A 13,633-nucleotide genomic window follows, 5' to 3' on the forward strand; every position below is an offset into this window, starting at 1 on the left:
CTCATGTCCGCAACACGACGTCAGATCCTCTCCCGCACCGGCGCCGCCGTCGCCGGAATCGCCTTCACCGGCGCCCTCTCCGAGCTCTTCGCCGGAAGCGCGACGGCCGCGAACGGCCGCCGGGGAGGTTACGGCCCCCTCGTACCGGACCCGGACGGTCTCCTCGACCTCCCGGCCGGCTTCCGCTACAAGGTGCTCTCCCGGCAGGGCGACCCGCTCCGTTCCGGCGAGGGCCCGGTCCCCAGCAACCACGACGGCATGGGCGCCTTCGCCGGCCGCCGCGGCCGGGTGCACCTCGTCCGCAACCACGAGAACCGGGTCACCGGGAAGATCGCCGTCCCCACCGTCCCGGGCCTCACCTACGACCCGGCCGGCAAGGGCGGCTGCACGGTCCTCGAACTCGACGGCCGGGGCGACGTCCTCGGCGAGCGGGTCGCCATCGCCGGGACCGCCGTCAACTGCGCCGGCGGCCCCACCCCGTGGAACACCTGGCTGACCTGCGAGGAGACCGAGGACCGGGCCGGCACCAACGGCTACACCAAGGACCACGGCTTCATCTTCGAGGTCGACGGAGCCGACCCGCACCGCACCGGGGCCGTCCCGCTCACCGCGATGGGCCGCTTCCAGCACGAGGCCGTCGCCGTGGACCCCACGAGCGGCATCGTGTACGAGACGGAGGACGCCTTCGAACGGCCCTTCGGGCTCTTCTACCGCTTCCTGCCGGAGAAGCCGCTCGGCGGCACCGGCTCGCTGCGCGCCGGCGGCGCCCTGGAGGCCATGCGGGTGCCCGGCGTGCCCGACCTCTCCCTCGTCCAGGAGACCGGAGCCCGTTTCGAGGGCATCGAGTGGGTCCCCGTACCGGACCCCCTGGCCACGGGGACCCCCATCCGGCACCAGGACTTCGGCCCCCGGGGCATCACGCACGCCCAGAAGCTGGAGGGCTGCTACTGGGGCGGCCGGGCCGTCTACTTCGTGTCCTCCTTCGCGCGGGCCAAGGACGGCTCGGCGGCCACGCACTTCGGCCAGGTGTGGAAGTACGAACCGCACAGGCGGCGGCTCACCCTCGTCGTGGTCTTCGGCCCCGGCACCGACGTCCGGCTGCCCGGCGAGTCCCCGGACAACATCTGTCTGGCGCCGACCGGGGGCCTGATGGTCTGCGAGGACGGCGACGGGGCGCAGCACGTCTTCGGGGTGAGCGAGAGGGGCGAGGTGTACGCGGTCGCCCGGGGCGCCCAGAACATCGGGACCCCGGAGGCACCGGAGTGGGGCGAGTTCGCGGGCGTCACCTTCTCCCCGGACGGCTCGACCATGTACGTCAACTGCTACACGCCCGGCACGACGTTCGCGGTGACGGGCCCGTGGTGCTGAGCTAGCGGGCGCCCGGGATCCGTCGCACGATCGGAGGGGGACGACCGGCGCGGCGGAAGGGGCGAGGGATGTCGAAGAAGGACGGCGGGAGGAAGAAGCGGAAGACTACGGCTCCCGAGCCCGTGCTGCGCGACCTCCTGCGCGTCCCCGAGGGCGAGCGGATCGACCTCGCCGCGTACGACGCGGGGGCGACCCCGGCCGGCCCCGCCGACAAGACGGCGGGGCTGGCCGCCACCGCCGGTCTCGGGCCGCGCCTCGCCGGCCTCCAGGAGCGGCTGTACGCGGCGAGCACCGCCGGCGACCGGCGGCGGCTGCTCCTCGTCCTCCAGGGCATGGACACCAGCGGCAAGGGCGGCACGGTCAAGCACGTCATCGGCCTCTTCAACCCCTCCGGCTGCCGCATCCACGCCTTCAAGGCACCCACGCGGGAGGAGCGGAACCACCCCTTCCTCTGGCGGGTCGCGCGGGCGCTCCCCCAGCCGGGCGAGATCGGCATCTTCGACCGCTCGCACTACGAGGACGTCCTCGTCGCCAGGGTCCGGGAGCTGGTCCCCCGCCGTCTGCTCGGCCGCCGCTACGGCCAGATCAACCGCTTCGAGAAGTCCCTCGCCGACGACGGGGTGACCGTCGTCAAGGTCTTCCTCCACCTGTCGTACGAGGAGCAGCGCGCCCGGCTCCTCACGCGCCTGGACGACCCCGACAAGCACTGGAAGTTCGATCCGGGCGACATCGAGGAGCGGTTGCTGTGGCCGGCGTACCAGCAGGCGTACGAGCTCGTCCTCGAACGCTGCACGACGGACGAGGCTCCCTGGTACCTGGTCCCGGCGGACCGCAAGTGGTACCGCAACTGGGCGATCAGCAGGCTGCTGCTGGAACACCTGGAGGAGCTGGACCCGCAGTACCCGCCGGGAGACTTCGACGTGGAGGAGTGCCGGGCGCGGCTGCTCGCCACGTGAGCCGATCCGCCGCGTGATCCGATCCGGCGGATGAGCCGATCCGGCGGGCGGCGGTCGAGCCGCCACCCGATAATCACTTTGATCGGTTAACTTCCGACCGTGAACACTTCTGCACGAAAATTGGCGGCGCTCGGTCTTCTGGGCGCCGCCCTCGCCGGCTGCGGCACCGGCACGGCCGACACCCCGGCACCGAAGGAGAAGGCGAAGGCGGCCGTCGTCGACAGCCCCTCGCCCCGGCCCAGCGCGGCCGCCCCCGGCCCCAGGCCCGCCCGCGTCCCCGCCGCCCCGCCCACCATGGCGCCCGGCCCCGGCGGCCTCACCCCCGTCTACACGCACCGCGCGAAGAGCCGCGAGAAGGTCGTCGCGCTCACGTTCGACGCCGACATGACGGCCGATCAGGGACCCCGCGCCGCGCGCGGCGAGCACTTCGACAACCCCGAGCTCATCGCCACCCTGCGCCGGCTCGAGGTGGACGCGACCGTCTTCATGACCGGCCGCTGGGCGGAGGAGTACCCGGACCAGGCCAGGTCCATCGGCGGCGATCCGCGCTTCGAGATCGCCAACCACTCCTACAGCCACTACTCCTTCTCGTCCCCCTGCTACGGCCTGCCCACCGTCCCCCGGCCCGACATGGCGTCCGACGTGCAGCGCGCCTTCGACGCCTTCCGGGACGCCGGGGCCGTCAACGTCGTCCCGTACTTCCGCTTCCCCGGCGGCTGCTACGACGACGCGGCCCTGCGCGCCCTCGCCCCCGCCGGGGTCACCGCCGTCCAGTGGGACGTCGTCAGCGGCGACGCCTTCGCGACGGACGCGGACGCCGTCGCCGAACAGGTCCTCGACGGCGTGAAGCCCGGCTCGCTCGTCGTCATGCACTGCACGCGCAGCGCCGCCCCCGTGACGGAACGGGCGATCCGGCGGATCGTCCCGGAGCTCCGCGCCCGCGGCTACCGCTTCGTCAAGGTCTCGGAGCTCATGAGCCGCTGACCCGGCGCCTCACTCCAGACGCGCCGTCGCCCGGCACGCGAGCGCCGCCGTCGCCGCCGCCAGGAGCAGCGCGCCGCCGCAGGCGAGCCAGGGCGGCTCGGCGGTCGTCGTGCGGGCCCCGGCGACCAGGACGGTCATCGCGAGCTTCGCCGGGGACCCCGTGGTCACGAGCGCCAGGAGGGAGCCGAGGACGAGGGCCGCGAGGGACCAGCCCGGGGCCCGGAGGAAGGGACGGGAGGCCAGCGCGCCGACGGCGGCACCCGTCAGGGCGCAGGCCAGGACCGCCGGCAGCCCCGTGAGGACGGCGGCGAGCGGGGTGACCCCGCGCCGGTCGCCGACCGCCGTCACCCCGAGCACGGCGACCGCGCCGACGAGCACCGGCCAGGCGGCCCCGGTGAGCAGCGCCGCGAGGTGCGCGCGCCCCCGGCCGGCGGCCGCCGCGACCACGCTCCGGGCGGCGGGCGGCTCCTGCGTGAGGCAGATCCGCACGGTCCAGGCGGCCACCGGGAGCAGGGCGGCCGCGGTGAACCCGAGCGCCCCGAGCACCGGCTCGCCGGCCTGGACGCCGACGCCGACGAGGGCCGCGTAGAGGAGCAGCGGTGCCGGCCAGCGCTGGGACCGGAGCAGCAGACCCGACTGGTAGCGCAGGAGCGCCGTCATACCCGTACGCCTTCGGTGCCGAGGTGGTGGATGTGCCAGGACGCGGCGAGCAGCGCGCCCAGGAGCGCGTCGGAGTGCGCCGCGTCGACGGTGAGGACGGTGGTGTCGCCGTCGGCGCCGGGAGCGACCGCCGGATCACCGGGCAGTCGTCCGGGGAGCGGCGGTCCGCCGGAGGCGACGATACGGACGGAGGCCCGCGGGGCGGCGGGAGCGGAGACCGACGGGGGCACGGCGGGAGCGGGCCCGGACCTGCCCCTCGAAGGACCGCCCGCCGTCGGCCCGGGCCGGGCCTCCCGGAGCCCGACGCCCGCCGCCACGGGCCCGGGCCCGGCCGACGCGGACCCCGGCACCGTCGACCGGGGTCCGCCGCCGGCGGCCGGACGGCCGGCCGCCGGGCCCGCGAGCGTGGCCGTCAGCTCCCGCACCCGGCCCGCCTCCACTCCGTACACCACCGCCGCCTCGCCCTCCAGCCGGCGTGGGTCGTGGTCGACGAAGACGACCGTCGCGCCCGCCGCGAGACGCTCGCGGACGGCGGTGTCCAGTTCGGCACGGGCGCCGGTGTCGAGTCCGGTCCAGGCCTCGTCGAGGACGAGCAGGGCCGGGTCGGCCAGGAGGGCCTGGGCGACGGCGACCTTCTGGCCGGTGCCCTTGGAGAGCTCCGCGAGCCCGGTTCCGGCGTGCGCGCCGGCCCCGAAGCGCTCCAGCCACTCCCCCGCCCGGGCCCGCGCCGCCGCCCGGCCGAGGCCCTGGACGCGTCCGAGGTGGACCAGGTAGTCGACGGCCGTGAACGGCAGGGCGACGGGGAAGCGCTCGGGGACGTACGCGGTGCGGGCCGGACGGCCGGTGACGCGCCCCTCGGTGGGCGCGTCGACGCCGGCGAGCAGCCGGAGCAGCGTGGACTTGCCGGTGCCGTTGGTGCCGACCACCCGGACGAGGGCGGCGGCGGGCAGGTCGAGCGAGACCGCCCGCAGCACCCACGGCCCGCGCGGGCCGTGCCGCCGCCCGACGTGCTCCAGCCTCAATTCGAGGAGTTCTTCTGCGGGGTGAGCTCGCTCGGCCGGACGACGACGAAGCCCTGCCCCTCCAGCTTGAGCTGCACCGCCTCGCCCGAACCGCCGCGGATCATCGAGCCGAGCGACTGCGAGCGGTGCAGGGAGGTGTGGAGCTGCTCGCTCCAGCCGACGACGGCGTCGGTGTCGACGTACACCGGGGCCTGCGGGGTGACCGGGATGACGATCGGATTGCCCTCGCACATCAGGGCGATCTTGCCGTGTCCGGAGAAGACGGAGTTGAAGAGGCCGCCGCCGGTCATGCCGGCGCCCTTCACGGTCCTGATGTCGTAGTGGAGCGTGGAGTCGAAGCAGAGCACGTTGCGGCCGTTGACGGTGAAGGCCTCGCCCTGCTCGATCTCGACGATGAAGCAGTTCTGCGCCTCGTGCGCGAACCAGGCCTCGCCCTGGCCGCGTACGGCCATCAGCGGCAGGCCCTCGCCGGTGACGGCCCGCTTGAGCAGGCCGCCGATGCCCTGGCCCTTGCGCTCGAACTGGAGGTCGCCGCGGAAGGCGATCATCGAACCCTGGCGGGCGTGCATCTCGCCGTTCACGGTGTACTTGACCGACTTGGCGTTCTGCAGGGTCATCCCCGGGAAGGTGGCCGCCTCGGCGAGGTGTTCACCGGCAAAAAGATCGCTCTTCATGAGGGGCATCCTGGCCCGGAAGCGATGATTCCCACAAGAATCGCTCCCGACCTCGATGGCAGACTTGCCGGGTGAGCAGCAACGAGACCGATCTCCGCGACGAGAAGCCCCAGTTCGTCCTCCCCCTGGTCGTCCGGATCGAGCGCGACGCGCCCCCGAGCCGCACCGACGCCCTGGAGACCGCGGCGCGGGCCGTCCTGGAGATCCTCAGCGACGACCGCTCCCTCGGCGAGGGCGAGTGGGCGCAGGCGATCGCCGACTGGCAGGACGCCCGGATCCGCAAGGTGGTGCGCCGGGCCCGCGGCGCGGAGTGGCGCCGGGCGGGCGCCCTCCCCGGGATCACCGTCGGCGGCGCGGAGGCGGAGGTACGGGTCTTCCCGCCGGTCCCGCTCGACGGCTGGCCCAAGGACCTCGCGAAGCTCCAGGTGTCGGGCACCGACCTCGACGACCCGGCCGACCCCGGTCCCGTACCGGAGGGCGCGGTGGTGCTGTGGCTCAACCCGGAGCTCGACATGTCGGCCGGCAAGGCGATGGCCCAGGCCGGACACGGGGCGCAGCTGCTGTGGTGGGCGATGCCGGACGCCGGCCGGAAGGCCTGGCGCGAGGCGGGCTTCCCGCTCGCGGTGCGGACCGCGACGGCCGAGGACTGGCCGGAGCTGACGGCGAGCGGCCTCCCGGTGGTGCGGGACGCGGGCTTCACGGAGATCGCCCCGGGTTCGTGCACGGTGGTGTCCGAGGGCGGGACGCGTTTCGCCCCGCAGCTGCGGCTCCCCCGGGCCTGACCGACGGCCGCCCCGGCGGGCCGGTGACCGGGCGGCCGGGTGTCGGACCCGTGCCGTAGCGTGCGGCGGGTCGTGCACTTCGAGGAGATCCGCATGTCCGTTCACGCCCGGCTCCGAGCCGCCGTCCCCGCCCCCCTGTCCTCGCCCGAGGCCGGTCCGCCGCAGATCGCGGGGGTGCCGGGGCGCAGGCTCCTCGTCCAGGGGAGCGACGAGGAGGTCGTGGCGCGGCCCCTGGACGACGCCTTCGCCGCGGTCCCGGGGGCGGAGGTCCGCTTCCCCGCTCCGTGGCCGCGCCGCCGCGGGACGTGGGAGGTGGCGCCGGACACGGGCCTGGCCGTCTTCGCCGGGGTGCACGCGGTGCGCGCCGTGGAGCCGTCGGGTGCGACGCGCTGGGAGGTCCGGCACGGATGCTGGTACGGCGCGTGCCGGGAGATGCACGAGTCGTACGAGGAGTACGCGGAGGAGCGGGACCACCGCTACCCGGACGGGGGTTCGGTCGGCTTCTCGGCGGACGGGAAGCTCGTCTGGGCCCATGTGCGCGGCCCGTTGCCCGAGGGCGAGCTGGGTCCGGACGCCGTCGACGAATGGCTGGTGATCGACGCCGGCGACGGCCGTGTGCTCGCGCGGGCGGACGCCCGGGCCGCGGCGGCCGGCAGCGACCACGTCTCCCCTCCGACCGATCCCCGCCGGATGGGCCTCAGCATCGGCGAGGGCCAGGACGGCGCGCCCCTGCGCCTGGGCCACTGGGACGGAGAGCGGCTGGACGTCACGTACGCGGAGGGCGACCTCTGCCTGCTGGACGTGAGCCCCTCGGGCGAGCGGCTCATGACGGTCTCCCACGACCAGGACGAGCTCTCCGTCCGCGACTTCGACGGCCGTCCGGTGGACGGCCTGGAATGGGACGCCGAGTCGGTGCTGCCCCCGCACCCGGACGCCCCGTCGGGCGAGGAGGACGACGAGGACGAGGCCCCCGTCTACTGGGACTGGGCGGGGGGCTTCGTGGACGAGACGACCCTCGTCGTCTCCACCGCCGAGAGCGACGAGGAGTGGGGCGGGGTCCGGCACTGGCTGCTCGACACCACGGGAACGCACGGCCTCCGGCCCATCGGCTACCCCGGTCGGCCTTCCGGGCAGCCGACCGCGCTCGGGCACGGTGCCTGGGCGACCGCGTCCGAGTCCGGCGACGCCGTGCACGTCTGGGTGGTGGACGCCCCGGGGAAGTGACTCACGGGACGGGAACGGGTCCGGCGACTGTCCGTGCGGGCCGGTGAAGGCCATGGGCCGCTCGCCCGGGGCCGGCACCGAGGCGAGCGGCCCCCGCGGCGACGCCGGGAGCGGCGCGGCGCGGCGCCCGAAGCTCAAATGAAGCTCTGAACCTGGGCCTCTCGCGGTTCGGACGGAGGCGGCCGGGCCATCACGTCAGGGACTGAGGACCGAAGGAGGGGGACATGACGGAACTCGGCATCGGCATCGGCTGGCGTCCCGAGATCGCGGAGGCGGTGGAGGCGCTGCCCGGAGTCGACTGGGTGGAGGTCGTCGCGGAGAACATCTGCGCGGACCATCTGCCCGACTCCCTGACCCGGCTGCGCGAGCGCGGCGTGACGGTCGTGCCGCACGGCGTCTCGCTCGGGCTCGGCGGCGCGGACCGGCCGGACCCGGCGCGGCTCGCGGCGCTCGGCGAGAAGGCGGTGGCGCTGGGGGCGCCGCTGGTCACGGAGCACATCGCGTTCGTACGGGCCGGGGGGCCGCTCACCGCGACCCCGCTGCTCGAAGCGGGCCACCTGCTGCCCGTGCCCCGCACGCGGGACGCCCTCGACGTGCTCTGCGAGAACGTGCGGATCGCGCAGGACGCGCTGCCCGTGCCGCTCGCCCTGGAGAACATCGCGGCCCTGATCGCCTGGCCGGGCGAGGAGATGACGGAGGGGCAGTTCCTGGCGGAGCTGGTGGAGCGTACGGGGGTACGGCTCCTCGTCGACGTCGCCAACCTGCACACCAACCACGTCAACCGGGGCGAGGACCCGGCACGGGCCCTGTCCGAGCTGCCGGTCGAGGCGATCGCGTACGTGCACGTGGCGGGCGGGGTCGAGCGGGACGGGGTCTGGCACGACACCCACGCCCACCCGGTGCCGCCCGCCGTCCTCGACGTCCTGGCGGACCTCACGTCGCGGGTGGCCCCGCCGGGGGTGCTGCTGGAGCGGGACGACGACTTCCCGCCGGCGGAGGAACTGGCGCGGGAGCTGGAGGTCATCCGGACCACGGTGGGCGGGCGTTCCGCAAGGGCGGAACGGGTGGGCACGGCCCACCAGCACGGCGCCCGGCCGTGGATACCCGCACCCCGGCGAGCCCCCCTCCTGATCGGCGCCGGAGCACGGGTCTCGGGGGGCCCGATGCCCGGCAGCGCACCCCTGGCGGAGGCCCCCGCACCGCGAACGGCCGCGCGCCAGCGCCTCGCCGTCACCCAGGCCTCCCTCCTCTCCGCGCTCGTCGCCGGAACCCCCGTCCCCGAAGGCTTCGACACCCGTCGGATCGGGGTCCAGAGCCGCGCCCTCGCGGCCAAGCGGGCCGGGGTCGTCGCGAAGGTCGCGCCGGAGCTGCCGGAGATCCTCGGCAAGGACTTCCGGTCCGCGTTCCTCGCGTACGCCCGGTCCCGCCCCATGACCGGCGGCTACCGCCGGGACGCGCTCGACTTCGTCGAGCACCTGCTGCTCGCCGGGCGCCCGGAGGACCCGGCGGCGCGGCGGCGGCTCACCGAGTGGTGGCAGGACCGTTCCGGCAGCCGCCCGCCCGGCCGCGCCACCCGGCTCGTACGGGCCGCCCGTCACGCCCTCGTACGGAGATGACCATGGACCTGCTGCTCATCCTCGTCCACCTCGCGGGCGCCGCCGGCATCGCCCTCGTCGTCACCCGGGTCGTCCGGACGCGCGGCGGCCCCGGCGGGCCCGTCCACGACCGGTACGAGGTCGCCTTCCTCAACGGCGGCCCGGCCCGCGTCGCCGACACCGCGCTCGCCGCCCTCCAGGCGGACGGCAGGCTCGCCGTCGGCGGCCCCGGCATCGTCGCGGTCGTCCGCCCCACCGCGTACGACCCGGTGGAGCGCGCCGTCCTCCAGGAGCACGCCGCCGCCCCGCACGGGGCCCTGCACCACCTGCGGCTCGGCGTGATGCGGCACCCGGCGGTCCAGGAGATCGGCGACGCCCTCGCGGCGCGCGGGCTGGTCGTCGACCCGGCGACGCGGCGGACCACGGCCCGGTGGTGCGGCGCCCTCGTCATCTCGGCCTTCGCGCTGTTCCCGATCTCGATCGTCCTCACGGTGATCGACTTCTCGTCCGACACGGGGTTCCGGCTGCCGTTCGTGTTCAAGGTCGCGCCGATCCTGTTCGTCGCGCTGATCACCGGCATCGTCTGCGGGGCGGTCTCCGCCCGGCAGGTCACCCCGGCGGGGCGGCGCGCGATCCTCGCGTACGGGAGGGAGCACGGCCGTGTCCCGGACGCCGGCCGTCTCGTGGCCCTGCACGGGCTGCGGGCCGTGCCGGACGCGGTGCTCCGGGAGCAGCTCGTCGCCGCCGCCCGTTTCCACGCGCCGCCGCGGCGGAACCAGCGCGGCCGGAGGCACTCCCCCTCGCACTTCTCGTCCTCGGACGCGGCCGCGCTCGGAGTGGCGGCCGAGTGGTGCGCGACCAACAGCGCCTGTGGGGGAGGCGGCGGTTCCTGCTCGGGCGGTGGCGGCTCCTGCTCGTCCGGCTCCTGCTCGTCCGGGTCCTGCTCCTCGGGCTCGTCCTGCTCCTCGGGCTCGTCCTGCTCCAGCGGCAGTTCCTGCTCCAGCTCCAGCAGCTCGTGTTCGAGTTCGAGTTCCAGCTCGTGCTCCAGCTCCAGCAGCTGAGCGGCCATTCGGGTGGCGCGCCCGTCCGTCGTCCCGTACAACCGGGACATGCTCTGGGTTCCGCTGCTCCTCGTGGCGTTCGTGGTGGCCGGTGTCGGCTGCGCGCGGGTCTGCCGTGCCCAGCTCGCCGCCGCCCGGCACGACGGGCCGCCCGGGGGTACGGAGGAGCTCACCGTCCGCGAGGCGGCCTACCTCGCCGGCGGGCCGCTGCGGGTCACCGATCTGACCCTGGTGTCGATGCACCGGGCGCGGCGACTGCTGCTCGCCCGCACCGGCTGGGCGACGGTCGTGGACGCCACGGGCGACGGGGACCCGATCGAGCGGGCGGTGCTCGGCGCGATCGGGCCCGGCGGGCAGTCGCCGATCCCCGCCGTCCGTCCGGTGGTCGCCGCCGCCGAGTCCGTACGCGTCCTCGCGGACGGTCTCGTCGAGCGGGGCCTCGCCGTGTCCGAGGAAGGGCGCCGGGAGCTCGCCGCCGGGGTGCGGACCGTACGGGCGGGGTTCCTGCTGACGCTGGTGCTGGGGACGGCCGCGGCGCTCCTGGTGCCGGCGGGCGAACGGGCCCCGGTCCTCGCCGGTTTCGCGCTGCCGCTGGTCGGGGCGGGGCTCTGCCTGCTGATCGGGCGGATCGAGGTGTACCCGTACACCCGCTGGGCGTCGCCGGCCGGACAGCGGCTGCTCTCCGGGCTGTCGCCGGCCGATCCGCTCACGGCTCTCGCGACGCGCGGTCCCTCCGTACTGGAGCCGGAGCTCCGCGCGGCCCTGAAGGCCTGAGAAGGCCCCGGAAATGACGCCGGTGCGGCGCGCGTGACGCGCGCCGCACCCGGAGCCGGACCCGGTGTCGCTGGAGCGGCGGGCAATGGTGCCGCCCGCCGTCTGATCTTCCGGGTCAAGGGGTGGCGGGGGGCGGGGGGGGGCGGGGGGGGGGCGGGGGGGTTTTGGGGGGGGGGCGGGGGGGGCCCCCCCCCGCGGCCCCCCCCCCCCGCCACCAGGTTTCTTACGGCCGTCAGGCCAGGCCCGCCACCAGGTCGGCGACGCTCTTGCGGCGGCCGGTGAAGAACGGGACCTCCTCGCGGACGTGCATCCGCGCCTCGGAGGCGCGGAGGTGGCGCATGAGGTCGACGATGCGGTGCAGCTCGTCGGCCTCGAAGGCGAGGAGCCACTCGTAGTCGCCGAGCGAGAAGGAGGCGACCGTGTTGGCCCGGACGTCGGGGTAGCCGCGGGCCATCTTGCCGTGGTCGGCGAGCATGCGGCGACGGTCCTCGTCCGGCAGCAGGTACCAGTCGTAGGAGCGCACGAAGGGGTACACCGAGACGTAGTCGCGCGGGTTCTCGTCGGCCAGGAAGGCCGGGATGTGCGACTTGTTGAACTCGGCGGGGCGGTGCAGCGCCATGTTCGACCAGACCGGCTCCAGGGCGCGGCCCAGCTTGGTGCGGCGGAAGAGGTTGTACGCCTCCTGGAGCTCGTCGCTCGTCTCGGCGTGCCACCAGATCATGACGTCGGCGTCGGCGCGCAGACCGGAGAGGTCGTACGTGCCGCGGATGGTGGTGTCCTTGGCCGCGAGCTGGTCGAACAGCTCCTGGACCTCGTCGGCGTAACCGCCGCGGTCCTCGGGGAGAACGTCGCGCAGCTTGAAGACGGACCACAGGGTGTAGCGGATGACCTCGTTGAGGTCCTTCGCCTTCTTACCGGCGTTCGGGATCTTTTCGGGCGCACTCATACGCCTATTCTCGCCCGTCACGAGGAGTGCCCCGCACCGGGGTGCCCCGTTCCCGACGTGGCGATGATCTCGTCGGCCGCGCGGTGGGCCGAGGCGATGCAGGCGGGGATGCCGACGCCGTCGTACGCGGCGCCCGCGAGCCGCAGTCCGGGGAGGGCGGCGACGGCCGCGCGGACGCGGGCGACGCGGGCGAGGTGGCCGACGGGGTACTGGGGCAGGCCGCCGGCCCAGCGGGTGACCGTGCTCGCGACCGGGCGGGCGGAGAGGCCGGTGGCGGCGGCGAGGTCCTTGAGGGAGGCGTCGACGAGGTCGGAGTCCTCGCGGTGGAGCTGCTCCTCCTCGCCGTGGCGGCCGACGGAGGTGCGCAGCACGAACAGGTCGGGGGCGCTGTCGGAGACCCACCGCCACTTCCGGGCGGAGAACGTGGAGGCCTTGATGGTGTGGCCGTCGACGGGCGGCACGAGGAAGCCGGAGCCCGGCAGGGCGGGCACGTCGGAGCGACGGAAGGCGAGGGTGACCAGGGCCATGGAGGCGTAGTCGATCGCGGCGAGCTCGGTGGCGGCGGCCGGGGCGAGCCCGCCGAGGAGTCCGGCGGCGGGGCCGGCGGGGGTGGCGAGGACGACGGCGTCGGCGTCGAAGGTCCGGTCCCGGGTCACCACCTGCCAGCCGGTGGCGCCGGTGCGGACCAGTGCGCTCACGGGCGTGCCGGTGAGGATCTCGCCGCCGGCGGCGCGGATCGCGTCGGCGACCGCGCCGGGGAGGGTGCCGATGCCGCCCTCGATGCCGAGGAAGACGGCGCCGCCCAGGCCGGTGGCGGCGCCGGCCACGTCGGCGGGGGTGGCGGCGCCGGCCCGCTGGACGGCGTGGACGGCGGCGGTGAGCGTGGGGTGGACGCGGGCCGCCTCGAAGAGGGCGGGGACGGCGGCCTTCATCGAGATGCGGTGGGCGTCGCCGGCGTACACCCCGCCGAGGAGGGGCTCGACGAGCCGGTCGACGACCTCGTGGCCCATGCGCGCGGCGACGTACGCGCCGATGGCGATGTCCTCGCCGATCTCGGTCGGCGGCAGTTCCAGGTCGCCGCCGACGCGGCGCACGCCCTCCGCCGAGAGGAGCCCCTCGACGGCGGCGGGGTCGCCGGGGACGCCCATGACGTGCCCCTTGGGCATGGGGACCAGCTCGCCCCGGGACCAGACGGACGCGGTGGTCGTCGCGGGGGCCTGGAGCCGGTCGCCGAGGCCGACGGCCCGGGCGAGGGCGACGGCCTCGGGGCGGCGGGCGAGCAGCGACTCGGCGCCGAGGTCGACGGGCGCGCCCGCGATCTCTCCGGCGAGGAGCTTGCCGCCGAGCCGTCCTCCGGCTTCGAGGAGGGTCACCCGGTGGCCGGCGAGGGCCAGCCGGTGGGCGGCGGCGAGTCCGGCGATCCCGCCTCCGGCGACGACGACGTGAGGCCCGGCGTGCTGTCCCGTGGTGTCCGCGTTCATGGCACCACTCTCTCAAATCGCCCGTCCGCTCCCGTTCCGAGGCCTGACCGTGACCGCATCGCTACCGCCGGAGGGCAACCCGCACCCGGGGGCCGTACGTCCAAGA

At 75.2% G+C, this 13,633-nt stretch carries 13 protein-coding genes; 8 read left to right on the top strand and 5 right to left on the bottom strand.

All coding sequences use genetic code 11. The annotated features are described in order from the left end of the window. The first annotated feature begins 3 nt into the window (after positions 1-3). The 3 genes from ACFYUZ_RS34120 (at position 4) to ACFYUZ_RS34130 (ending at position 3,308) form a co-directional block, all read left to right on the top strand. A complete protein-coding gene (locus tag ACFYUZ_RS34120) occupies positions 4-1,368 on the top strand; it encodes an alkaline phosphatase PhoX (protein WP_389315861.1) in 1,365 nt (454 codons plus the stop codon). A gap of 68 nt (positions 1,369-1,436) precedes the next feature. Continuing rightward, positions 1,437-2,324, top strand: coding sequence for a PPK2 family polyphosphate kinase (locus tag ACFYUZ_RS34125; protein WP_389315863.1), 888 nt, complete (start codon positions 1,437-1,439; stop codon positions 2,322-2,324). Between the two features lie 99 nt (positions 2,325-2,423). After that, on the top strand, positions 2,424-3,308 hold the full coding sequence (locus tag ACFYUZ_RS34130; protein WP_389315865.1) for a polysaccharide deacetylase family protein: 885 nt from the start codon (positions 2,424-2,426) through the stop codon (positions 3,306-3,308). 9 nt (positions 3,309-3,317) lie between these two features. Here the strand turns inward: ACFYUZ_RS34130 and ACFYUZ_RS34135 are convergent, their stop codons facing one another. From ACFYUZ_RS34135 to ACFYUZ_RS34145, 3 genes are read right to left on the bottom strand one after another with little or no spacing between them, the layout of a single operon-like run. After that, entirely contained in the window at positions 3,318-3,968 is a 651-nt protein-coding gene (locus ACFYUZ_RS34135; RefSeq protein ID WP_389315867.1) for an ABC transporter, read from the bottom strand. Next, entirely contained in the window at positions 3,965-4,990 is a 1,026-nt protein-coding gene (locus ACFYUZ_RS34140; RefSeq protein WP_389315869.1) for an ATP-binding cassette domain-containing protein, read from the bottom strand. Before ACFYUZ_RS34140 ends, ACFYUZ_RS34135 begins: the two co-directional genes overlap by 4 nt. Continuing rightward, on the bottom strand, positions 4,987-5,664 hold the full coding sequence (locus ACFYUZ_RS34145) for an AIM24 family protein (protein ID WP_389315871.1): 678 nt from the start codon (positions 5,662-5,664) through the stop codon (positions 4,987-4,989). The genes ACFYUZ_RS34140 and ACFYUZ_RS34145 overlap by 4 nt, the downstream gene beginning before the upstream one ends. A 71-nt stretch (positions 5,665-5,735) precedes the next feature. Between ACFYUZ_RS34145 and ACFYUZ_RS34150 the strand changes: the two genes are divergently transcribed. The 5 genes from ACFYUZ_RS34150 (at position 5,736) to ACFYUZ_RS34170 (ending at position 11,100) form a co-directional block, all read left to right on the top strand. Then, positions 5,736-6,446, top strand: coding sequence for a peptidyl-tRNA hydrolase (locus ACFYUZ_RS34150; protein ID WP_389315873.1), 711 nt, complete (start codon positions 5,736-5,738; stop codon positions 6,444-6,446). Positions 6,447-6,539: 93 nt separating this feature from the next. After that, complete coding sequence (locus tag ACFYUZ_RS34155) at positions 6,540-7,670, top strand: hypothetical protein (protein ID WP_389315874.1); 1,131 nt, start codon at positions 6,540-6,542, stop codon at positions 7,668-7,670. Positions 7,671-7,894: 224 nt separating this feature from the next. Next, the gene (locus ACFYUZ_RS34160) at positions 7,895-9,286 is read left to right on the top strand and encodes a DUF692 family multinuclear iron-containing protein (protein ID WP_389315876.1); all 1,392 of its coding nucleotides are present in this window, start codon (positions 7,895-7,897) and stop codon (positions 9,284-9,286) included. 2 nt (positions 9,287-9,288) lie between these two features. Next, positions 9,289-10,326, top strand: a complete 1,038-nt coding sequence (locus tag ACFYUZ_RS34165) for a TIGR04222 domain-containing membrane protein (protein WP_389315878.1) — start codon at positions 9,289-9,291, stop codon at positions 10,324-10,326. 48 nt (positions 10,327-10,374) lie between these two features. Continuing rightward, on the top strand, positions 10,375-11,100 hold the full coding sequence (locus tag ACFYUZ_RS34170; protein WP_389315880.1) for a TIGR04222 domain-containing membrane protein: 726 nt from the start codon (positions 10,375-10,377) through the stop codon (positions 11,098-11,100). Positions 11,101-11,332: 232 nt separating this feature from the next. On the opposite strand, the gene hemQ is transcribed toward ACFYUZ_RS34170, so the two are convergent. Together hemQ and hemG are read right to left on the bottom strand one after the other, a co-directional pair. After that, positions 11,333-12,046: a hydrogen peroxide-dependent heme synthase gene (gene hemQ / locus ACFYUZ_RS34175; protein ID WP_389315882.1), complete on the bottom strand. Its 714-nt coding sequence runs from the start codon at positions 12,044-12,046 to the stop codon at positions 11,333-11,335. A gap of 17 nt (positions 12,047-12,063) precedes the next feature. Next, positions 12,064-13,527, bottom strand: a complete 1,464-nt coding sequence (gene hemG, locus ACFYUZ_RS34180) for a protoporphyrinogen oxidase (protein ID WP_389315883.1) — start codon at positions 13,525-13,527, stop codon at positions 12,064-12,066. Positions 13,528-13,633 lie beyond the last annotated feature (106 nt).

It is taken from the genome of Streptomyces sp. NPDC004266 (assembly GCF_042874095.1).
Lineage (GTDB): Bacteria > Actinomycetota > Actinomycetes > Streptomycetales > Streptomycetaceae > Streptomyces.